The organism is Neorhizobium sp. DAR64860/K0K1, from assembly GCF_050500205.1.
Lineage (GTDB): Bacteria > Pseudomonadota > Alphaproteobacteria > Rhizobiales > Rhizobiaceae > Neorhizobium > Neorhizobium soli.
In genome coordinates this window covers 49476-70935 of the sequence record NZ_CP191460.1, presented here as the reverse complement: position 1 = coordinate 70935, position 21460 = coordinate 49476, and the positions used below count along the sequence as shown (strand labels likewise).

Here is a 21460-nt window from a genome sequence, read left to right as displayed (position 1 = left end):
CGCCAGCCACTCAGGGCTTGGCGCCAACTGCGAAAGTGGTATAATGAGTATTCCATTCGCAGGAAAGAGGAATTTCGGTGTCGAGCTTTGATTTCCAGCGGGCAGGACTTGTTGAAATTGTCTAAAACGGCACGAGGAACAAAGTTGTGAGCCAGCGTGACGCCATGAACCAACCAGAAGAACAGATTGTTCGTCGGAAGCTTTCGGACGAAGTTTTCGACAGACTGGAACGAATGATCACTCTTGGAGAACTGAACCCGGGTGACGAAATGCCGTCAGAGCGGGTGCTAATGGAGCGGTTCGGCGTGGGACGCCCAGCAATCCGCGAGGCGATGCAGTCGCTTGCTAATATGGGCCTCGTTAGCATTTCGCACGGCGAACGCGCCAAGGTGTTGCAACTGACCGCCAGATCGATCTTCAGACAGGTCGACCTCACTGCCAAGATCATGCTGCAGCGATCATCCGACAGTCTCGAGTATCTGAAGAGCACCCGGATATTCTTCGAGCGCGGCATGGCACGCGAGGCCGCCGCGCGAATCGGGCCGCAGGACATAAATGATCTGCGCGACATCATCCAACATCAACGCCGATCCCTCGGAAACGCGGAGGAGTTCATTGCGGCGGATATGCAGTTTCACACGCGCATTGCTCAGATCACCGGAAACCCGATCTTCGTTGCCGTCAGCGAAGCAATGCTGGCATGGCTGAAGACCTATTACACGGACATGCTCATCTGGACCGGCAAGGAGAAATTCACGCTCGTCGAGCATGAGGAGATCCTCGACCGACTGGCCGCAAAGGATGTCGACGGTGCCGATGCGGCGGTCCTCAAGCACCTCGAACGGTCTAGGGCTTTGTACACACGGTAGCAAGGCCATAGAGGGACGGGTGTTCTGACAGCAGGTCGACGGGTATCGTAAGCAAAATCACTATTTCCATCAGTAGACTATTCGATCCGTAGGTCCGTGCGAAGGGGTCCGGCGTACGAGTACGCGGCGTCTTCTGCAACGAAGGTTTAGCCAGTCACCTGCGAGGTAGCGGTTCGTCTCGTTCAAAGCGTATAACAGCCAGACGAATATGTGAAATATGAGAAATCTGCGCACATAGCTTGTCCGCTGGTGTCATTAGCCGACATTCCAACAAACGCACCGGTGAAATTGGCGTGTTCCCCTTCGCCGCTTTCGTCGGAGAGCGCGGAATGATCGAGCACTGGTCCAATCCGCAGCCAAGCATCATCTTCCCAGTAAAGGAACCGTGCAACGGCTCCCCTGACTTCGATCCTCATTTTCACAGGCCCGGGGGGCACGGCAACAGCGTCCTCCAGAGCGAGCGTCGTTTTGCCTTCGGGCCACGCGCCATCGCAATAAAGGAGCTGAAGCGACCGCCCCACTTTTTCGTCATGGGTCAGGCAAAGGTAGTAGTAGGCGAAACTATTGTAGTAGGTGATCAGCCCTGCCATCTGGTGGTAGCTTTCCGGATCGGCATCAACTTCAGTTTCGGCATCGTAATCGAAATGCGTTTGTCGCCGCGCAACAAGCGACTGCTCATACCAAGACCCGACGGATTCCCGCCCGATCAGCCGTAGATGGCCCGGTCGCGCCGCAAGAGAAAACAGCCTGTCAGGATTAGGGGTTCGCAACCACTGGAACGGGTCAGCAAGGCCGGTCTGTGGATCGAACGTGTAACGTTCCGTCTCGGACAACGAAATTTGCTGCGCGCCGCCGGGCATCGAAACTGTTTCCTGCGGAACGAAGGGCTCGCCTTGTAGCCGCAACCAGCCATCGTCACCCCATGCGCATTTCTGTATCGCGGTCTCCCGCCCCAGCACCGAACGGCCGATACCGGGAAGCCGGCGGCTGCAAAGATGAACGAGATAAATTTCGCCGTCCGGTGTTTCCACCAGATCGCCGTGACCCGCCCGCTGGAGGTTGGCGTCCGGATGAAACCGGCTGGTGACGACATGGGTGGCCGGGTGAAGCACATAAGGACCGAAAATGTCCGTCGAGCGCGCCATCGTCACGGCATGCCGCATACCGGTGCCGCCTTCGGCGACCAGAAGATGGTACCACCCGTCGCGCCGGTACAAGTGTGGGCCTTCGGCAAGGCCATGTGGCGAGCCGGCGAATATATTGGTGATCGGACCGATCAGCCCAACCTGGTCATGGTTGTATTCCTGCAGGACGATGCCGCCGAACCTCGACGGGCGCGCCCGGTAATCCCAGGTCAGGTTCAACAGCCATTTGCGGCCATCGTCGTCATGGAACAGTGAGGGGTCGAAGCCGGAGGAATTCAGATAGGTGGGGGCAGACCATGGACCGTCGATGGTATCCGACGTCACCAAATAGTTATGGCAGTCCTTGAACGAGCCTCTCTTGCGCTTGACGTCTGTGTAGATCAACCAGAAACGGCCTTCGGCGTGGGTCAGGCACGGCGCCCAGACTCCACAGGAATCCGGTGTACCACGGAGTTCCAGCTGCTCGGCTCGGTCGAGCGGTCTTTTCACAAGGCGGCAGTCCCGCAAATCCCGGGAATGAAAGATCTGGACGCCGGGATACCATTCGAATGTCGAGACAGCGATGTAATAGTCGTCTCCGACTCGGCAGATGGACGGATCCGGATGGAAGCCGGGAAGAATGGGGTTCTGGATCACGGTCTCACTCCACTAGGTCATGCTGTATTCGGGGCTCGTGACAATCAGGCGGTGACGCCGGTCACGCCAACGGGGCCAGCGGAGAAACCGGTAGCGATGTCTCGCTTTCTGGGTCGGGCGACATAGCCACGGCTGCCATCCATAAGCGTGCGGGTGTAAGCGTGCTGCACCGTATTTTCTAGCAACTGCTGCCTTGTAGCGATCTCGACAAAACCGCCGCTTTGCATCACCGCAACCCGGTCGCACAGATGTGCGACGACTGCGAGGTCGTGGCTGACCAGGATATAGGTGAGGTTTTCACGCTCCCTCAGATCCTTGAGCAAGTTGAGGATTTCCGCCTGGATCGAGACGTCGAGCGCGGAGGTCGGCTCGTCGAGAAGCAGGATCCGAGGCTCGAGGATCAAGGCGCGGGCAATCGCGACGCGCTGACGTTGCCCTCCTGATAGCTGGTGCGGATAACGATAGCGGAAGTTAAGCGGCAGGCCGACATCAGTCAGGACTTTCTCGATGCGTTCGTGGCGCTGGTCCTTGCCATGGATTTCCAGCGGCTCGAGCAAGGTGCGACCGATCGTGTGTCGTGGGTGGATCGAACCGAATGGATCCTGGAAAACCAGTTGTTGTTTGGCAAGCTGCCCACGGCTACGCTTCTGTGTGATCGTTTCGCCATCGATTTGAAGGGTCCCCGTCCATTGCTTGTTGCGCCCGGCGAGCGCACCAAGCACCGTGGATTTCCCGCAGCCGCTCTCGCCGACCAGTCCAAAAGCCTCGCCTTTCGCGACCTCGAAGGAAACGTCCTGGACGACCTGTACGAAGGTTTCACCGCTGCCATAGGAAACGGCGAGGTGATCGATCTTGATCATGGGCATATCAGTTCTCCAGCCAGGCGGGGTCGCGACGAAGCACTTCCAGCCTGTCGCGGGGATGGTCAAGACTCGGCAGGGCGTTGAGAAGACCGCGCGTATAAGGGTGCGTGGCCTGATGAAGGTCCGCGGCGGCGATCGTTTCCACAACGCGACCCGCATACATGATGATGACCCTGTCGCAGAAACTGCGAACGAGATTGAGGTCATGCGAAATGAAAATCAGACCTATGTTTCTCTCCGTCACGAGTTCATCAAGGATCGAAAGCACCTGCTGGCGGACAGTGACGTCCAGCGCCGAAGTCGGCTCATCCGCGATGATCAGCGAGGGGGAGGCGATCAGCATCATGGAGATCATAATGCGCTGTCCCATTCCGCCAGAGACTTCGTGCGGGTAGAGATCGAACACACGCTGCGGATCGCGTATCTGCACTCTTTCCAGCATGGTGAGAGTGCGGTCGCGGGCTTCCTTCTTAGAGGCTCGCTCATGCAGGATCACCGTTTCGGATATCTGCTCGCCGATGCTCATGACCGGATTGAGTGAATATTTAGGATCCTGAAGGATCATGGCGATGCGTCGACCGCGTATCGACTGCATCTCCTCTTCCGTGGCGCTGAGCAGATCGATGTCTTCAAATCGCATCCGATCCGCCTTGACCGCGGCATTCGGTGGCTGCAGTCGCATGATGGCGCGCCCGGTCGTGCTCTTGCCTGATCCGGATTCTCCGATGATGCCGATCTTCTCGCGACCAACGGTGAAAGAGACATGCTGTACAGCTCGGACTGCACCTGACAGCGATGGAAATTCGACCGACATGTTGTCGACCGTCAGGATGGTGTCTTTCGATTCATGCATTGCGGGGATCCATGATGTCACGCAGCCCGTCACCGAGCAGGTTGAAGGCAAGGCTGACGACGAGGATGGCGATCCCCGGAACAGTCGTTAGCCACCAGGCATCCAGCAGGTACTGCCGGCCGGATGCAGCCATCGAGCCCCATTCTGGCAGCGGTGGCTGCGCGCCGAGCCCGAGAAAGCCGAGGCCGGCGGCGGTGAGGATGATGCTCGACATGTTGAGCGTCAGGCGTACGATCACCGACGGTGCGCAGAGCGGCACGATATGACGCAGCAGGATGCGGCCCATACCAGCGCCCTGCAGTTCTGCCGCAACGACGAAGTCCGCTTGGCGAATTGTCAGTGTTTCGGCGCGGGTAAGACGGGCGATCGGCGGCCACACCGTCAATGCAATGGCGATCACTGCATTCTCAATACCAGGTCCCAGTGCTGCGGAGAATGCCAACGCGAGGACAAGACTTGGGAACGACAGGAAGATGTCGGTGATGCGCATCAAAACGACATCGACCCAACCGCCGAGATAACCAGCAGTCGCACCGATCACGAAGCCGATCGGGCCGACAATGATGGTGACGAGAATGGCGATGTAAAGCGTCGTACGACCGCCATAAACCAGCCGCGCGAAAACATCGCGCCCGAATTCGTCGGTGCCAAACCAGTGCGCGGCAGACGGAGACTGCAGTGCCTTCATGAAGTCCTGGGCGATGGGATCCTGAAGCGGGATGACAGGCGCCAGGGACGCCATGACGACCAGGAAGACTATGACAACGAAACCTGCCAGAGCAAGCGGATTGGCGACCAGGCTGAGCCAAGCGATATAGATGCTGTGCAAGCGTGCCTGGCGCGTGGAAGTGAATTCCTCACTGATCAGCCAGGTGTGAATGTCTGAGAACGTGCCTGATTTTGTCATGGGATCACCGGGTCCTCGGATCAATAAAGCGATAGGCGATGTCGGACAGGAAGTTGATGGCAATCGAGATCAAACCGATCAGGAAAACACTTCCGAGCACCGCATTCATGTCAGCGAAGAACAGGGCGGAGGTGAGGTATTGTCCAAGCCCTGGCCATGCGAACACTGTCTCAATCAGCACGGTGCCGTCGAGCAGGCCGCAATAGGCGAGGGCAACGACGGTAAGGAGCTGTACCCGGATGTTGCGGAACGCGTGCCGCCAGATGATCGGTCGTTTGCCAAGGCCTTTGGCGCGGGCGGTGAGGATGTATTCCTGGTGAAGCTGTTCCAGCATGAAGCTGCGTGTCATGCGGCTGAGATAGGCCATTGCCGCATACCCGAGGATCAGAGCCGGCGCGATAAGGTGGTGCAACGCACTCCAGAAGACATCCCAGTGTCCGCCCAGCAGGCTGTCGACGAGCACGGAATTTGTCCGCGCTTCGACGATCCCCTCGTTGTAGACATAGATCCGGCCGCCGGGCGGGATCACGCCGAGGTGCGCGTAAAACAGCAGGATGACAATCGTGCCGAGCCAGAAGATCGGCGTCGAGTATCCGAGCAGGCCGACGACACGGGCGATATGGTCCACCCACGTACCCTTGCGGACCGCGGCGATCACGCCGAGGGGGACGCCGAGACCGGCGCCGATCAGTGTCGCAAGGGTCGCCAGTTCCAGCGTGGCGGGAAACACCCGCGCAAGATCGTTGACCACGGGCTGCTTAGTGATATTCGACTGACCGAAATCAAGCTGCACGGCATTGCCGAGGTAATTTGCGAACTGCACGTAGATTGACCGGTCTAGGCCCATCTCCTTGTAGACGCGGTCATATGTCGCTTGGTCCGCCTGATCGCCGATCGCGGCGATGACAGGATCGGCAGGGACCATGCGTCCGACGACGAATGTGATGACCAGCAGACCGAGCATTGTCGTCATGATCACGACCGCCGAGGCGGCGACTTTCCGTGCTGCCTTGAGAAACGAATGGCTTGGAACGGGAGGGGCTGCGGTTTGGGAAATACTCATGGCACTATCCTTGGTTCGCACGTCATTCGCTTTTTGAAACGGTGTCCCAGCGTGTCAGCCAAGTCGGATGCCCAACATAGCCTTTCACTTCCGTGCGGACGGCTTTGGGATCGGTACGCTGGAACGACGTGACCAGAGCGGGCGAGGCGCGCATATAGGCTTCGTTGATCCGTCCATACAGTTCCTCGCGTTTCTCCGGATCGATCTCGTGAGCGGCCGCCATCACCAAATCCTGTATATCCTTGGGGACATCCCAGGCCGTGCGCCAGGCAACCAGCCCGGCAAGCTTAGCTGCATCGGAATTGTCGGCGTTCGTGGCATATGACTGAAGAACTGCATGCGGATCTGGAAGGCGATCACCAGTACGTGAAGAGAACAGCTCGAACTGACGGGAGCGGAACTTGCCGATCTGGTCGCCGATCTGCAAATCGAGTTTAATGCCGGCCTTGGCGGCATTGTTTTGCAACGAGATGCCGACTTCTGATTCCGGGGTGCCGGGTTGTGCGAAATAGACTTTCGAAAATCCATCAGGATAACCCGCTTCAGCAATTAGCTGTTTCGCTTTGTCGATGTCTAACTTGTACGGGTTGTCGCTCCGTGCGCCCGGGAGGCCAGCCGGAATGATCGACTGCTGTTTGGTGCCGTAATATTTCATCACGGTGCTGCTGAGCCCGTCGTAGTCGATAAGATAGCGGAAAGCCTCGCGAACTTTGGGCTTTGAGAGGATTTCATCTTTTTGGTTCAGTGCTAGATAGTAGAAGCCGAAACCGGGTACCTTCTGGACGGAGACCTTGCCATCGGCCTCGAGCCCTAAAAGGTCCGTTGAAGACAACCGCGTCGCGACGTCAACGTCGCCGGCATCGATCTGCAGCCGCTGGGCCGACGATTCCGGAATATGGCTCATGAACACGCGCCGCATCGCGGGCACGCCCTTCCAGTATTCCGGGACTGCATCGGCGATCAGAAGCTGATTGGAGCGCCAGGTCGTCAGGGAATACGGCCCGGATCCCGCGTCTCTGGTCTGAAGATAATTGCGCGCCCAGTCGCCGTTTTTCTCCCGGCTCGCCAGAAAGGCGCTGTCAACGATCGACGTCGAGAAGCTGGCCAGGGAGTAGAGAATGAGGTTCGGGTTCCAGACTTCGGGTGTCTGCAGTACAAGTGTATGATCATCCGTCGCTCGGATCAGAGTATCGACATTTTTGGCCGAGAACCCCCATTGGCGAAGGTCGGTAGAAGGTGCGAGCCCGAGATTTACAAGCCGGTGCAGAGACCACTCCACGTCCTTTGCAGTGAGGGGATTGCCAGAATGAAACCTCACGCCTTGACGGATTTTGAAAGTGAATGTCCTCCCATCCTCAGACACCATCCAGCTCTCGGCAAGTGAGGGTTTTGGCACTGTGACATTATCGGCAGGCAGCTCGATAAGCCGATCGTAAAGATTAGCGACGACCTCGGCTGCTTCGAGCTGGTTGATCTCGTGAGGATCGAGGCCGCGCATCGTCGTCATCATGATGGCGATGACCAATTGATCCGGCGGTGTTTTTGCGAATACGGGGGCGGAGCTGCATGCGAGGACCGCAGCACTCGCGATGGCAACGAAATTTAGCTTCGGCATGTTCTTCTCCCAAGGCTCCTCAACCTGGTTGTCCAAAATTTGCTATCGACAGGAATAACAAATCTGATATACCAGATCTCATATTAACGACAGCGCGTCAACGGAATTTGGAAAATGATCAGCAGCTTGGGCACGCCAGCGAGTGGAGCTGGATTTGAGAAAATTGACGCAAGCTTTAATGTGACCGTGCGGGATCATGTTCATCGGACGATGCGTGCAGCCATCCTGTCAGGGCATTTCGCTACCGGCGAAAAAGTTAACGAGCGCAGCCTCGCCGAGCAGTTCGGCGTAAGCACGACGCCGATCAAGGAAGCCCTTCGTCAGCTGGAAACGGAAGGGCTGGTCGAGGCCCTGCCGCGGCGCGGTGTGATCATCCGGTTTGCGAGCAGCTGGGCGGAGGAGATGATCCTTGCGCGCGCTGCGCTGGAATCGATGATCGCCCGTCTGGCTGCGAAGCGGATCGACAGGAAGGATGGTTCGGAACTGGTGGCAACCGCCAACCTGATGCGCGAGGCAACCACTTCGGGTGACGCCGATAGTCTGATTGCGCTCAATGAAGCCTTCCACGATCTCATCCATAGAAGCTCGCGGTGCAGCTATCTGGCTAAGTTGATCGAACGTCAGCAATTTTACGACGCCAGCATCCGTCGCGTTATTCACCTCGATCCGGCGGAGCGCCAGAAAGCGCTTGAGGAGCATGTGGCCATCGCCGACGCGATCGTTGCCGGAGATGCGGACATGGCGGAGCGCTCTATGCGCGACCACGTCGTACGTTCGGGCGAAACCTACCTGTCGATCGTATTCGGAAATCAGAAGGATAGTGAGCGTGACTGACAAACTACAGGCCGTAAGACGTGCCCTTTCCGGGATCTCAGGCGTTCCAGTGACGCCATACGGAAGCGACGGATCGATTGATGTTGAGAAGCTCGATCGGCTGATTAAGGGACTTGCCGCGGCAAAGGTCCACAATCTCATGGCGGCCGGCAATACCGGCGAGTTTTTCACGCTGACGATGGATGAGATCCGTCTCGTGCACGGTACGACGATCAAGGCTGCAGACGGCATGGCACTCGTAAGTGCGGCCGTTGGCCGGTCGCTAACCGATGCGAAGGCGCTGGCGCGCGACGCTATCGCCGAGGGCGCCGACGCGATCATGGGGCATCATCCCATGGACCCTTTCGCAGGACCGGCCTTCCAGGCAGCCTATTTTCTCGATCTGGCAGATTTCTGCACGGTCCCAGTTATCGCCTACGTGCGCAGCGACGGTTTCTCTGTAGACGATTTCCGCCGACTGGCGCTGCACCCCAACATTGCTGGCATCAAGTTCGCCTCCCCCAATCTGATGCTGTTGGCCGAGGTTATCCGCACCACCCATGATGCCCCGGCAATTTGGGTCTGCGGACTGGCGGAAGGCTGGGCGCCGGCATTTTACGCCATGGGCGCACGCGGCTTCACCTCGGGCCTCGTCAACGTCTTCCCCGAGCGCTCGCACGCCATCCACAAGGCGCTCGAGTCCGGCGATTATGCTACGGCGCGCAGCCTGATCGATGGAATTGCCCCATTCGAGTCGCTTCGCACAAAATACAACAACGGCGCCAACGTCACCGTCGTCAAGGAAGCGCTCGGCATGCTTGGAACGGATGTCGGGCCCGTGCGGATACCGGGTGTGGTCGAGTTGAACGCGTCCGAGCGCAAAATCCTTGGTGAGGTTGTGGACAGCATTCGCTCCGCAAAAGCTGCCTAAGGGAGGATCAGCAGTGCATATCACCGGCATCAAGACATACATGCAGCGCGTGGACGAGCGTCCCCGCCTGCTGCTCAAGATCGAGACCAGCGAAGGCATCAGCGGCTGGGGCGAATGCTACAATCACGGCCCGGACTGGTCGCTGCCGCCGCTTCTCGACTACCTGTTTCACCAGATCGAAGGCGAGGATCCGCGCCGGGTCGAATATCTCGTCCTCAAACTCAACCAGCAATGCCGATTTCCTCCCGGAGCCCTAGGCCTTGCCGCGATTTCCGCCATCGATCACGCATTGTGGGATATCGCCGGCAAGGTTGCTGGTCTGCCGGTCTACATGCTGCTGGGCGGCAGCGTCCGTGACCGCGTCCGCGTCTATTGCGGAATCTACACGGCGCCGGATGCCGAGTATGCGCTTGACCAGACGCTCAAGCTCAACGAGGATTACGGTTACACGGCGTTCAAGCTCAGCCCGTACCGGCGCGATCTGCACACCGGGCGCTGGGGGGAACTGGTCAAGGAAACCGGCGACTGGTTCGGGCGAATCCGCGAAATCACGCCTTCGCATTTCGAATTTGCCTTCGACGCGCATGCCAAGATCTTTGAACCCTACAAGGCGGTTCAACTGGCGGCCGCGATTGCCCCGAACGACCCGCTTTTCTACGAAGAACCTATTCGCCCCGAGCACATCCCGGCATGGCGGGAATTGAAATCGAAGGTGAACGTTCCGCTCGCCACGGGCGAGTCTCTATACAACCGCTTTGAATTCCTATCGCTTTTGTCGGCTCAGGGCGCTGACATCATTCAACCGGACATCTGCGTTGTCGGTGGTATGTCGGAAATGCGGCGCATCGCAACGCTTGCGGAGGCGCACTATGTGACGGTCGCCCCCCACAACCCAATGGGTCCGCTAGCAACCGCCGTCAACATCCATTTCTGCGCCGCCCAGCCGAATTTTCAGATCCTCGAATTCAAGCCACATGTCTACGCGCCGTGGGCGCTTGATCCATACATGCCAGTCGATGGCCATATGGAGCTTCGCCCCGACCGTCCCGGATGGGGGATTGAGATCGACGAAAAGGCTCTGCGAACCGACGACTACGTCCACTGGCAGCGCAAGATCACACAAAAACCGGATGGCTCGACGGCCTATCCCTAAGCTTACGAGCAGTGATATCCAGTCGCTGCTTGTCGTCGACCAATCATAGGATACTTGCGTTATCATCTGTTTCGAACTCCGCGTCACGCAGAAGAGGAGCTCGTCACTAGCACCGGCTCTTTCGCGACGTATCGAAGATCCAATATGAAGGCGCGAATGCGATATCAGGTGCGATGAGGAAGCAGCGCCTTGCGCCCTTGCCATCTTCTCGACGCCCGCCTACTCGATCTTGCAGATGGGAACGCTCCACAGCATTCTAGATCGAGCTGGTCGCCGAGGCATGACATCTTGGCCGAGATGTTGTGATAGTCCAGTTATCGAAAAATACGCTTCAGCTGATATGACAAATAAGAACAAGTCGTCCTCAGGGTGGACCTGTGCTATTTGTCTAGCCGCTGGTTTAATGCGAAGGATCGATATGGGCTGGGTCCAAAAACAAGGAATACGCCGATCTCTTTCATCGGGCGTCGTCGATGCAATCAGAGTTCAGATAGACGACGGATACTTTGCAATCGGCGACAAACTGCCTACGGAGGCGGCGCTGATCGCCAGGTTCGGACATAGCCGAACGGTTATACGAGAGGCGCTCGCCGAACTGCGGGCAGACGGGCTTGTGGAGTCGCGACAAGGGTCGGGAGTTTACGTCACTGGCCTTTCACAGGTGGACACGATCGCGGGTCTCTTTACTGGAGAAACCGACAGGATTTCAGACATAATCGAGGAACTCGAATTACGGATCGGAATTGAGGTAGAAGCCGCAGGCCTTGCTGCATCACGCAGTTCGCCTGCCCAGGAGGCAGAAATACATAGCCAGGTCGAGCGATTTGGCGCTCTTGTGGCCAGTTCCATGCCGACGGACGAGGCTGACTTCGCATTCCATGTCGCGGTTGCCAGCGCCACGAACAACGCGCGCTTTCGCACGTTTTTGGAGCATGTCGGGCGCCGAATGATCCCACGCGTGAAGTTTCGGAAGGTCATGGGTGGGTTGGATCCTCTGCCCAGCCGTGACGAATCTATATGGGAAGAGCATAGGAGTATTGCCGACGCAATCGCAGCACGCGATCCTGAGCTCGCTCGCGACGCAATGCGAAAACATCTCGTGACCGGCATAAAGCGCTATCGAGCATTAGCTGCTCGCCGCCCTAAGGACATATGACAACACGCGTTGACTTGTATTTTTAGTTGTCATATGACTTTCTCTCGGTAGATTACTAGGAGGAAGTCTGTTGTCGCCTGATGAACTGAAAGCCCGCGTGGGTTCTGGCCTTTTGTCGTTCCCCGTTACGCATTTCGATCCGGACTACAAGCTCAACCTCGATAGCTACCGGCGTCACGTTGAATGGTTGTCTGGCTTTGGCGCAGCCGCTCTCTTCTCCGCTGGCGGTACAGGAGAATTCTTCTCTCTTACTCCGCAAGAAGTCGGTCTCGTTACGGAAGCCGCCAAGGATGTTTCAGGAGATGTGCCAATTATCGCGGGTTGCGGCTATGGTACTGCTCTCTCAGTAGAGACGGCGCGCATCGTGGAAAAGGTTGGCGCAGACGGCCTTTTGCTGCTGCCCCATTATCTGACCGAAGCTCCACAGGACGGCATCTTCGCCCATGTGAAAGCCGTCTGCGACTCTACGGACCTCGGCGTCATCCTTTACAATCGTGCAAACTCCGTGGCGAACGCCGATACGGTTGCCAGGCTTGCGGACGCTTGCCCAAACCTCATCGGTTTCAAGGACGGAACAGGCAGGGTCGACCTGGTTCGCCATGTCACAGCAAAGCTCGGCGATCGACTTTGCTACATCGGCGGAATGCCGACACATGAACTCTTCGCCGAGGGCTTCAACGGCGTCGGTGTGACGACGTACTCGTCGGCAGTTTTCAATTTCGTCCCGCAACTTGCTATTCGTTTCTACAATGCGATGCGCAGCAACGACAGCGCGACGATGGAGAGCATACTTCACACATTCTTTTTCCCATTCGCGGAGTTGCGAGATCGGAAAGCTGGATATCCGGTTTCCATCATAAAAGCGGGCGTGGATCTGGTTGGATACACGCCGGGCCCGGTCCGGCCGCCATTGGTCGATCTGACTGGAGATGAAAAGGAAATTCTCAGAGAACTTATCGAGGCCGTGTCGGCCTGAGAACGATAATGGTTCGCACGCCTAAAGGGCATTCATATCGAATGGTCACTATTCACTTGGGAGGAGTGCAATGACAATGAGATACAATTTGATGCTGGCAAGCGCCGTAGCCGTCGCCGTCCTGGCCGGCCAAGCCGGAGCTCAGACCACAAACGAGATCAAGATCGTGCTGCCTGAGCAGCCTGCAAATCTCGAGCCTTGTGGCACGATCATAACCAATGTCGGCCAAATTCTGAGCCGCAACGTTGTAGAGCCGCTGACTGTTATAGACGCGGCAACCGGCCAAGCCACTCCTGCACTTGCGACCGAGTGGAGCCAGATCGATCCAAACACCTGGCGCTTCAAGCTGCGTGAAGGTGTGAAGTTTCAGGACGGTGAAGCGTTCAATGCAGCAGCGGTAAAATACTCTATCGAACGCATGACCGGCGGCAAGGTGACTTGCAGCAACATTGCAAAATTCGGCGATTCCAAGCTTACCGTCACGGCAACCGACGAACTGACGATAGAGGTCAAGTCAGACAAGCCGCAGCCGATCCTACCGACACTGCTCAGTGTCGTCATGGTTGTCTCGCCGAAAACACCGGCTGACAAAGCGGTCAATGATCCTGTCGGTACCGGGCCATTCAAGCTGGCCAGCTTCTCACCCCAAACGGTGGTTCTTGACGCGTTCGACGGCTATTGGGGCAAGAAGCCCGCGTTTACCAAGGCAAGCTACGTGTGGCGTCAGGAATCATCGATCCGAGCTGCGATGGTAGACACTGGAGAAGCGGACCTGACGCCTTCGATCGCCATTCAGGATGCGACCACGCCGGAGACTGATTTCGCCTATCTGAACTCGGAAACCACTGCATTGCGCATCGACACCGGCTTTGCGCCACTCGATGACGTTCGTGTCCGCAAAGCGTTGAACCTTGCCATCGACTGGGATGGACTTGCGCAGCTCTTCGGAGACGACATCAAGCGCGCCTCTCAAATGTCGGTGACCGGCATTAATGGTCATGACGACAAGCTTGCTCCATGGACTTACGACGCGGCGCAGGCCTCCGCGCTCGTAGCCGAGGCAAAGGCAGCAGGCGTGCCGGTTGAGACCGAAATAGAGCTCATCGGCCGCAATGGCATTTATCCGAACGGCTCGGAGGCTATGGAAGCCATGGCGGCGATGTGGCAGGAAGCCGGCCTCAACGTCAAGCTTACCATGCTCGATGTGAATGACTGGCTGCGCTATTTGCAAAAGCCGTTCCCGGAAGGACGCGGACCTAACCTTCTGCAGATGATGCATGACAACAACAAGGGCGATGCTGCCTTCACGATCCCGATCTTCTACACCTCGGCAGGCAGCTACTCGACAGTCAAGGATGCCGCGCTCGACGCCGAGATCGCCGACGCACTGGCGGCAACTGGCGACGACCGTACGACGAAGTTCAAGGCGATCTTTAACAAAGCGCATAACGAACTCGTGCTTGATATCCCGATGTTCCACATGATCGGTTACACCCGCGTCGGTAAGCGTCTCGACTGGAAGCCGGATATCTCGACCAACAGCGAGATCCCCCTTGCCAATATCGGCCTGAAGAACTGACGGGTCACGCCAGTCGATCGAGCGCCTGACCACGGTGTCTGGCGCTCGCACTCCATCCAGTAAAATCAGGGGTATGCGCGATGTTCGCTTATATAGGGCGGCGAGCTTATCACAGCGTCATTTCGGTGATCGGTCTGCTGACGCTCGTCTTTTTCCTCACGCGGCTTACGGGCGATCCTTCAGCCCTCTACCTGCCTCTCGACTCCAGCCTCGAAGCTCGCCAGGCGTTCGCAAAGTTGAATGGTCTCGACCAGCCTCTCTATTTGCAGTTCCTCCAGTACCTGAGCAATCTCTTGTCACTGGATTTTGGTCAGTCTATGCGCCAGAACCGCTCCGCGCTTGAAGTGGCGCTTGAGGCCTTTCCCGCAACGCTGCAACTCGCCCTCATCGCAATGACGCTTTCGACAGGCCTGGCTATTTTTATCGGAGCGATGGCGGCCGCACGTCCCGGAAGCCTTTTCGACCGTATAGCCGGAGTCGTGTCGCTGGCGGGTGCGAGCACACCTGATTTCTGGATCGCAATCGTCGGCATCCTTGTTTTCTCTGTTGGACTTGGTCTCTTTCCAACGTCAGGAACTGGAACGGCCCTTCACTGGATCATGCCAATTGCAGTGTTGATGCTGCGTCCATTCGGCCTTCTCGTACAGGTCGTACGCGGCACAATGATTTCGGCACTTGCCTCACCTTACATCAAGACTGCGCATGCCAAAGGCATGAAGCGGCGTAAGATCATCTTCGGTCATGCGCTTCGCAATTCGCTCCTGCCAGTCATCACCGTCGCGGGTGACCTTATGACAGGTCTGGTCAACGGTGCAGTCGTGGTTGAAACGATCTTCGGATGGCCTGGCATCGGCAAGCTCATGATCGATTCGATTATCCAGCGCGACTTTGCGGTAGTTCAGTCGACGATCCTCGTCACAGCGATCGCCATCTTCGTCGTCAACATCGCGATCGACCTTCTTTATGTCGCACTCGATCCACGCATCCGCTACTGAGGGAGGACGACCATGACCGATACGACAATCGTTTCTACAAAGTCGCCCGGGAACCTGCACCAGCTCGCGATCTATCTGACGCGCGACAAGCTGGCTTTTTGTGCGGCGATCTTCTTGTTCATCCTTGTTGTCTGCTTGCTGTTCGGCCCGCTGCTGGTCGGTGATATGGCTGGCAAGCTTGGACTCAGACAACGCAACCTCGCGCCCTTTTCTCTCGATCAGGGATTCATCTATATTCTAGGCGCGGATACCCTCGGTCGGCCGATACTTGCGAGGCTCATCGTGGGTGCCCAGACGACTCTCGCCATAGCGGCGGCCGCTGTGTGCTGCTCCATGTTTGTGGGTGGCGCTCTTGGATTGGTCGCAGGTTATTCGGAACGTTGGTACAGCCACGTTATCCTGCGTCTTGCCGATGTCATCATGAGCTTTCCATCGCTGCTGCTGGCACTGATCGTGCTTTATACGCTTGGTCCCAGCATGACGAATTTGGTGATCGTTCTCGCCATCACTCGCATGCCGGTCTTCATCCGAACGGCACGAGCTGAAGTGCTGGAACTGCGCGAGCGCATGTTTGTCAGTGCAGCACTTTCGATGGGTGCAAGCAGCCGTCGCATTCTGTTCCGGCACATTGCGCCGCTAGTGCTGCCGACACTGGTGACAATCGCTGCGATCGACTTCGCCACCGTCATCCTGGCGGAATCTTCATTGAGCTTTCTCGGTCTCGGCATCCAGCCGCCGAACTTCACTTGGGGAGCGATGGTTGCGAATGGCCGCGGTTACCTCTCGACTGCGTGGTGGATCGCCTTTTGGCCGGGCCTCGCGATTCTCCTTACTACCTTGTCGTTGAATATACTGGCGAGCTGGGCTCGTACCGTTGCCGATCCCTCCCAACGCTGGCGCCTGCAGTCGCTGCGAAAGGCGCCTCGATGACCCATTCGAAACCTATCCTCACGATCAACAATCTTACCGTCGATTTCTTGTCCGAAGGCGATCCCGTGAGAGCCGTGGACAACGTGTCGTTCAACGTATGTCCTGGCGAGACACTCGTCATCCTTGGTGAAAGCGGTTCTGGAAAGAGCGTCAGCACCGGTACGGTGATGGGGCTCATCGACTGCCCGCCGGGCGATATCGTCGCCGGATCGCTGGTGTTCGACGGCAACGACATTTCGCGTCTTAGCAACGAGCATAGGCGCAAGCTTAACGGCCAGCGCATTGCGATGATCTTTCAGGACCCCTTGGCATACCTTAATCCCGTGTTCACCGTGGGACGACAGATTGCTGAAGTGTTCGAGGCCCACGGGGAGGCCCAGACAACCACAGTCCGCGATGAGGTTATCCGATTGCTCGAACGCGTCGGCATACCGGACGCGAAAGACCGTATAGACTACTATCCGCACCAGTTTTCCGGCGGTCAGCGCCAGAGAGTTATGATCGCGATGGCGATCGCGCTAAAACCGGACATACTGATCGCTGACGAACCGACGACTGCCCTCGATGTCAGCGTGCAAGCGCAGATCCTTGAACTGTTGCGTGATCTGCAGCAGGAAACGGGAATGGCGCTGATAATGATCACGCATGATCTCGAGGTGGCGGCCGCGATGGCCGATCGGATCATCGTCATGAATGGCGGGAAGGTCGTGGAAAGCGGAGAGGCGAGGGAGGTATTCACCAATCCCGCGCACGCTTATACAAGGCGGCTCATGGCAGCCGTGCCGCATCTGGAGGACACAAATCGCCCCCAGCGTGAGGCTGTAGGCAAGGAAGTTTTGCTGAAAGTCGAGAACCTCAGCAAGCATTACCTCCTGGGTTCAGGCGCGCTCGCGTCCAAGCAGGAGTTTCGGGCAGTTGACGAGGTATCTTTCGTACTCCACCGTGGAGAAACGGTAGGTATTGTCGGGGAGTCCGGGTCCGGAAAATCGAGTATCGCGCGCATGCTCCTGCGGCTGAATACACCGACCTCCGGTCGTGCACTCTTTGCAGGAGAGGACATATTCGAACTTGAGGGTAAGGCGCTAAACAGCTTTCGACGTCGTGTACAGATGGTGTTTCAGGACCCATTTGGCTCGATGAATCCCCGCATGAATGTGCGACAGATCATCTCGGAGCCATGGGCTATCCACAAACATATCCTCCCACGTGCCCGGTGGAGCGAACGCGTGGTGGAACTTCTGGAACTCGTTGGGTTAAAGGCCGAGCACGTTGATCGTTATCCGCACCAGTTTTCCGGTGGTCAGCGTCAACGTATCGCAATAGCGAGAGCTCTTGCGAGCGAGCCCGAACTCATCGTTTGCGACGAAGCCGTTTCGGCTCTCGATGTGTCTATACAGATGCAAGTCATAGAACTTCTGGCCGATCTGCAGCGCACACTCGGGCTCTCATATATCTTCATCACGCATGATCTGCCGATCGTTCGAGCAATAGCAGACCGGATTCTTGTGATGCAGCGTGGAAAAGTGGTGGAAGAGAATGATGCCGTTTCACTGTTCTCTTCACCTAAGCACGATTACACACGCTTGCTTTTGAACGCGACCCCGAAACCGAAATGGCTCGACCTCCCGTTGTCAGAAACGGTAAGGGGCGCTTAAATCACGCATGTCGCGTCACCAGCCCGGCAAGAGCCGCGGTATCAGTCGATATCCGCGGCTTTGCTTTGCTGATCGCTGGAAGCTGCGTCTCAGAATTCCTCCCATTCATTGGCAGCTACAGCGGCATTGCCGGAGAAGGCAGTTGCCACTTTTTGATTCAGGGCACGGGCCGGCGACGCTACGGACGCTTGGCGGCGTTCTGAAGAGAGCACTGCCTGGGGCGGCGTATATCCACGTCGGCCGCCTCTACCCGACAGCTTGAACTGTGACAGGAGTTCGTTCAGCGAAGCTGCATCGCGCGCCATTCCATGGCTTGCGGCAGTCTGCTCCTCGACCATTGCGGCGTTCTTCTGGGTGTCCTGGTCCATCGCGTTGACGGCGGTGTTTATTTGCTGAAGGCCGGACGATTGTTCCTGAGCGCTCTCGACGATTGCGCTGACATTGCGGTTGATTTCCTGGACTTCCGCAACGATCGTTTCCAGTGCGCGGCCGGTTTCGCCAACCAGAAGTACGCCGTTTTGGACCTGTTGGTTGGACGCATTGATCAATGTCTTGATCTCTTTCGCAGCATTGGCAGAACGCTGAGCAAGTTCACGCACTTCCTGTGCGACGACCGCAAAACCCTTGCCGGCCTCCCCTGCGCGGGCGGCTTCGACCCCGGCGTTCAGAGCGAGAAGGTTGGTCTGGAAGGCAATCTCATCAATCACCCCGATGATGTTGCCGATTTCGCCCGAAGACTTCTCGATCTGCTGCATAGCCCTGACAGCGTTCTGGACGACTTCACCGGACTTCTCAGCACCCTGGCGGGTGCGGGCAACGAGAGAGCCGGCTTCCTGAGCGCGCTTGGCGGCGTCCTTGACGGTGGTGGTGATTTCTTCGAGCGCTGCTGCGGTCTCTTCGACAGACGCGGCCTGCTGTTCGGTTCGCTTGGCAAGATCATCGGCGGACGACTTGATTTCAGCGGAACCAGCTTCGATGCTGCGCGCATTCTCGGAAACATGTTCAAGTGCCGATTGCAACTTTGACGCAGATGCGTTGAAGTCGTTACGGACGCCGTCGAGCGCTGGCGTAAACGGCGTATCAACGCGGTATGACACGTTGCCTTCGGAAAGCTGGCTGAGCGCTCTGGCAAGGTTCTCTACGGCGAACTTCACGTCGGCAGCTTCTTGGGTTCTCAATGCTTCGCGCTCGACGCGTTCACGTTCAGAAAGACCGCGATTGTCGGTTGCCTCCTGCTCAAGGCGAAGACGCTCCAGCGCGTTGTCGCGGAAAATGGCGACAGCCTCGGCCATCATACCCACCTCGTCTTTGCGGCCCAGGCCATCGATCTCTGCGTCTGTGTTGCCGGCAGCAAGCGAAGACATGCGTTCACGAAGGCGCGCCATCGGAGCGGTGACGCCTGTGTGGGCGATCGCCATGGCAATCGCAACAGCAACCGCGATACCAATAAGCATTCCGATGAGGGCTAGCTGGATAGTGGAGGAAACTTCCGCCGACAGCTGGTCACCGCCGTTCTTGATCATATCCGTCATTGCTCCGTTGTTTGCACCAAACTTGGGAGACAATTCGATGACGATTTTGTCGAGATCGCCTGACAATGCAGTAACCTTAGCAGTGTCGCCGGCGGCATGAGCCTTCAACAGAAGGTCGCCGATGGCTGCCAGCTTGTCGATATCGAGGAGAAGCTCTTGCACCGCAGCATGACGGCTAGGAACGAGCCCTGGGACCTGCTCCAGACGACTGCGAGCTCCTGCAAGCTCCTTGCCGAAACGCTCGGAAAGATTTGCAAAAGCCGCCGACTGCGGGGCCTGAGCCAGTGCGCGACTGAGCCAGGTTGTGGCTGTCCAAGTGGCTGCTGCGCCGCGAGGGACAAACGCCGCAGCGGTGCTCTCCTTATGAAGGAAGCTGGAATAGGACTGGTTCGCCGCGCTGAACCGCTGCGTGACAAACAACAGGCCAGCGAGGGAAATGACGCCGAGGATGGCAATTGCCATCAGGAACTTGGTCTTGATCTTCAGATTATTAAGCATGGTGGACCTTCGCAGGGAAAGGAATGAGCGCAGCGGGGAGAAAGGAGACAGGAGCCGTCGTAGACGGCGCGCATCATGCGCGTAAAAGGATCTGATCGATCTCGGTGTCCTGGCGGGAAGGTAAGAGAGTTCTCATAAGAAAAGATTACTCAGGTTTCCCATGAGTTCTGGTTTCCCTGTGAATACGCGATAGCCTGGTAGAAATATGCGCATGGGACAGTGCATGATTGCTGCCGTCAGAAATTGTTGACCCGCTAAAGCTGCGGAATGCAATAATCGCAATCAGCGCAACGCACTAACTCAGACGTTCCCGATCGCCGAGCGCGTCGCATCCATATATGGCACCTGCAAAAACGCCGTAACTCTGCTGAGATAGGAAAACAATGTATGCCAACAGGAACGGTTAAGTGGTTCAGCGTGGCCAAGGGGTTCGGGTTCATCACCCCTGACGATGGCACTGAGGACGTATTCTTGCATGTCTCAAAGGCTGAGGAAGCCAATCTTCCGACCTTGGAGAACGGCATTGCTCTTCGGTATTCCATTGGCTCGCGGAACGGGAAAGTCTTTGCAGATGGCCTCTCGGTCATTTCCAAGCCAAAGGCACCTCGACGGGAACCTGAACCGACTAATGCAACTTCAACTTTCGAGACAGAATTCGAGAAGGAGTGGGGTCTTCGACGGGGATAGCGGTCATGGATCGCTAATGGAACAGGCAGGCCCGAATTGCCTGTCCAAAGATCGTCAATTGCAGGATCGGCTCGCCCCGCACGAAACTCTCCTCGACCAGTTCAAGCTACTCGAGACGGTCGACAATTTTCCCCGATAAGTGCGCGTTGCCAACCAGCCAGCCTTTACCGACCTTTTTCTGTCGGCGGTAGAAGGAAATCGCTCGTAGAGCATCCTGCTGCGTGCGAGTAAGGCGCTTTGTCGTTTCGATTGGCCGACGGTGATCTGGCGACATCACAGAAACTACTCCTTCGCTTCTTGGTCTCTGTCGGCATTCAGACACCTGTTCGCGGGCTCCTGCTAAGGGCGAGAGTAACGTCTTCAGGTCCGACGATGCTGCCATTCTTTAGAAGGCGCCAGTAGCTGACCTGGAAAGCGATCCTCAATGGCTGTCTCGACTAGGGCAATTTTTGCGAACACATCGCTAGTTTCGCGCTCGTCGTGGCTGATGTCATCGCTCGCTTTTTCGAGCTCCTGCATGGCTTGGAGTAATTCGTCGTCGCTGAAGGTCTCGAGCCGACTGGCGAAATCACTAGCATCGAAGTCTGATTGCACGCTCACAGGT

The 21460-nt window shown here is 57.2% G+C and carries 19 protein-coding genes; 11 read left to right on the top strand and 8 right to left on the bottom strand.

Annotated features, from left to right (window positions below; translation table 11 throughout):
- Positions 1–164: 164 nt before the first annotated feature.
- Complete coding sequence (locus ACQY1J_RS21880; RefSeq protein WP_062577313.1) at positions 165–869, top strand: transcriptional regulator NanR; 705 nt, start codon at positions 165–167, stop codon at positions 867–869.
- A gap of 182 nt (positions 870–1051) precedes the next feature.
- Here the strand turns inward: ACQY1J_RS21880 and ACQY1J_RS21875 are convergent, their stop codons facing one another.
- Genes ACQY1J_RS21875 through ACQY1J_RS21850 form a run of 6 tightly spaced genes read right to left on the bottom strand, consistent with a single transcriptional unit; the run spans position 1052 to position 7951 of the window.
- Positions 1052–2650 carry a glycoside hydrolase family 43 protein gene (locus ACQY1J_RS21875; protein WP_430252358.1) on the bottom strand — a complete coding sequence of 533 codons (1599 nt, stop codon included), beginning with the start codon at positions 2648–2650 and terminating at the stop codon, positions 1052–1054.
- A 44-nt stretch (positions 2651–2694) separates the two neighbouring features.
- Complete coding sequence (locus ACQY1J_RS21870) at positions 2695–3516, bottom strand: ABC transporter ATP-binding protein (protein WP_430252356.1); 822 nt, start codon at positions 3514–3516, stop codon at positions 2695–2697.
- Between the two features lies 1 nt (position 3517).
- Positions 3518–4366: an ABC transporter ATP-binding protein gene (locus ACQY1J_RS21865; RefSeq protein ID WP_062577318.1), complete on the bottom strand. Its 849-nt coding sequence runs from the start codon at positions 4364–4366 to the stop codon at positions 3518–3520.
- Complete coding sequence (locus ACQY1J_RS21860; RefSeq protein WP_430252354.1) at positions 4359–5273, bottom strand: ABC transporter permease; 915 nt, start codon at positions 5271–5273, stop codon at positions 4359–4361. Before ACQY1J_RS21860 ends, ACQY1J_RS21865 begins: the two co-directional genes overlap by 8 nt.
- Positions 5274–5277: 4 nt before the next feature.
- Entirely contained in the window at positions 5278–6336 is a 1059-nt protein-coding gene (locus tag ACQY1J_RS21855; RefSeq protein ID WP_062577322.1) for an ABC transporter permease, read from the bottom strand.
- Positions 6337–6358: 22 nt separating this feature from the next.
- Entirely contained in the window at positions 6359–7951 is a 1593-nt protein-coding gene (locus tag ACQY1J_RS21850) for an ABC transporter substrate-binding protein (protein WP_430252352.1), read from the bottom strand.
- 210 nt (positions 7952–8161) lie between these two features.
- Here ACQY1J_RS21850 and ACQY1J_RS21845 point away from each other — a divergent pair, with 210 nt between their 5' ends.
- The 9 genes from ACQY1J_RS21845 to ACQY1J_RS21805 all read left to right on the top strand — a co-directional run bounded on the left by ACQY1J_RS21845 (position 8162) and on the right by ACQY1J_RS21805 (position 18139).
- The gene (locus ACQY1J_RS21845; protein ID WP_430252350.1) at positions 8162–8785 is read left to right on the top strand and encodes a GntR family transcriptional regulator; all 624 of its coding nucleotides are present in this window, start codon (positions 8162–8164) and stop codon (positions 8783–8785) included.
- A complete protein-coding gene (locus tag ACQY1J_RS21840) occupies positions 8778–9695 on the top strand; it encodes a dihydrodipicolinate synthase family protein (protein WP_062577531.1) in 918 nt (305 codons plus the stop codon). The genes ACQY1J_RS21845 and ACQY1J_RS21840 overlap by 8 nt, the downstream gene beginning before the upstream one ends.
- A 13-nt stretch (positions 9696–9708) precedes the next feature.
- Positions 9709–10848: a mandelate racemase/muconate lactonizing enzyme family protein gene (locus ACQY1J_RS21835; protein ID WP_430252348.1), complete on the top strand. Its 1140-nt coding sequence runs from the start codon at positions 9709–9711 to the stop codon at positions 10846–10848.
- Positions 10849–11266: 418 nt separating this feature from the next.
- A complete protein-coding gene (locus tag ACQY1J_RS21830) occupies positions 11267–12004 on the top strand; it encodes a FadR/GntR family transcriptional regulator (RefSeq protein ID WP_430252346.1) in 738 nt (245 codons plus the stop codon).
- 70 nt (positions 12005–12074) lie between these two features.
- Positions 12075–12980 carry a 5-dehydro-4-deoxyglucarate dehydratase gene (gene kdgD, locus ACQY1J_RS21825; protein ID WP_430252344.1) on the top strand — a complete coding sequence of 302 codons (906 nt, stop codon included), beginning with the start codon at positions 12075–12077 and terminating at the stop codon, positions 12978–12980.
- A gap of 70 nt (positions 12981–13050) precedes the next feature.
- Positions 13051–14559, top strand: coding sequence for an ABC transporter substrate-binding protein (locus tag ACQY1J_RS21820; RefSeq protein WP_430252342.1), 1509 nt, complete (start codon positions 13051–13053; stop codon positions 14557–14559).
- Between the two features lie 80 nt (positions 14560–14639).
- Positions 14640–15554 (top strand): ABC transporter permease, encoded by a 915-nt coding sequence (locus ACQY1J_RS21815; protein WP_430252340.1) that lies wholly within the window; start codon positions 14640–14642, stop codon positions 15552–15554.
- A gap of 12 nt (positions 15555–15566) precedes the next feature.
- Positions 15567–16484 carry an ABC transporter permease gene (locus ACQY1J_RS21810; RefSeq protein WP_430252338.1) on the top strand — a complete coding sequence of 306 codons (918 nt, stop codon included), beginning with the start codon at positions 15567–15569 and terminating at the stop codon, positions 16482–16484.
- Positions 16481–18139: an ABC transporter ATP-binding protein gene (locus ACQY1J_RS21805; protein ID WP_430252336.1), complete on the top strand. Its 1659-nt coding sequence runs from the start codon at positions 16481–16483 to the stop codon at positions 18137–18139. The genes ACQY1J_RS21810 and ACQY1J_RS21805 overlap by 4 nt, the downstream gene beginning before the upstream one ends.
- 89 nt (positions 18140–18228) lie before the next feature.
- Here the strand turns inward: ACQY1J_RS21805 and ACQY1J_RS21800 are convergent, their stop codons facing one another.
- Positions 18229–20169 (bottom strand): methyl-accepting chemotaxis protein, encoded by a 1941-nt coding sequence (locus ACQY1J_RS21800; RefSeq protein WP_430252334.1) that lies wholly within the window; start codon positions 20167–20169, stop codon positions 18229–18231.
- Between the two features lie 387 nt (positions 20170–20556).
- Here ACQY1J_RS21800 and ACQY1J_RS21795 point away from each other — a divergent pair, with 387 nt between their 5' ends.
- Positions 20557–20856 carry a cold-shock protein gene (locus ACQY1J_RS21795; protein ID WP_430252332.1) on the top strand — a complete coding sequence of 100 codons (300 nt, stop codon included), beginning with the start codon at positions 20557–20559 and terminating at the stop codon, positions 20854–20856.
- Positions 20857–21216: 360 nt separating this feature from the next.
- Here the strand turns inward: ACQY1J_RS21795 and ACQY1J_RS21790 are convergent, their stop codons facing one another.
- Positions 21217–21456: a hypothetical protein gene (locus ACQY1J_RS21790; protein WP_430252330.1), complete on the bottom strand. Its 240-nt coding sequence runs from the start codon at positions 21454–21456 to the stop codon at positions 21217–21219.
- Positions 21457–21460: the final 4 nt, after the last annotated feature.

What these genes read in the sequence shown, in the direction of transcription:
- ACQY1J_RS21805 (WP_430252336.1), top strand. Translation starts at nt 16,481, where the DNA reads ATGACCCATTCGAAACCTATCCTCACGATCAACAATCTTACCGTCGAT.
- ACQY1J_RS21865 (WP_062577318.1), bottom strand. Translation starts at nt 4,366, where the DNA reads ATGCATGAATCGAAAGACACCATCCTGACGGTCGACAACATGTCGGTC.
- ACQY1J_RS21830 (WP_430252346.1), top strand. Translation starts at nt 11,267, where the DNA reads ATGGGCTGGGTCCAAAAACAAGGAATACGCCGATCTCTTTCATCGGGC.
- ACQY1J_RS21850 (WP_430252352.1), bottom strand. Translation starts at nt 7,951, where the DNA reads ATGCCGAAGCTAAATTTCGTTGCCATCGCGAGTGCTGCGGTCCTCGCA.
- ACQY1J_RS21800 (WP_430252334.1), bottom strand. Translation starts at nt 20,169, where the DNA reads ATGCTTAATAATCTGAAGATCAAGACCAAGTTCCTGATGGCAATTGCC.
- ACQY1J_RS21860 (WP_430252354.1), bottom strand. Translation starts at nt 5,273, where the DNA reads ATGACAAAATCAGGCACGTTCTCAGACATTCACACCTGGCTGATCAGT.
- ACQY1J_RS21795 (WP_430252332.1), top strand. Translation starts at nt 20,557, where the DNA reads ATGCCAACAGGAACGGTTAAGTGGTTCAGCGTGGCCAAGGGGTTCGGG.
- ACQY1J_RS21815 (WP_430252340.1), top strand. Translation starts at nt 14,640, where the DNA reads ATGTTCGCTTATATAGGGCGGCGAGCTTATCACAGCGTCATTTCGGTG.
- ACQY1J_RS21870 (WP_430252356.1), bottom strand. Translation starts at nt 3,516, where the DNA reads ATGCCCATGATCAAGATCGATCACCTCGCCGTTTCCTATGGCAGCGGT.
- ACQY1J_RS21820 (WP_430252342.1), top strand. Translation starts at nt 13,051, where the DNA reads ATGACAATGAGATACAATTTGATGCTGGCAAGCGCCGTAGCCGTCGCC.
- ACQY1J_RS21880 (WP_062577313.1), top strand. Translation starts at nt 165, where the DNA reads ATGAACCAACCAGAAGAACAGATTGTTCGTCGGAAGCTTTCGGACGAA.
- ACQY1J_RS21845 (WP_430252350.1), top strand. Translation starts at nt 8,162, where the DNA reads ATGCGTGCAGCCATCCTGTCAGGGCATTTCGCTACCGGCGAAAAAGTT.
- ACQY1J_RS21855 (WP_062577322.1), bottom strand. Translation starts at nt 6,336, where the DNA reads ATGAGTATTTCCCAAACCGCAGCCCCTCCCGTTCCAAGCCATTCGTTT.
- ACQY1J_RS21810 (WP_430252338.1), top strand. Translation starts at nt 15,567, where the DNA reads ATGACCGATACGACAATCGTTTCTACAAAGTCGCCCGGGAACCTGCAC.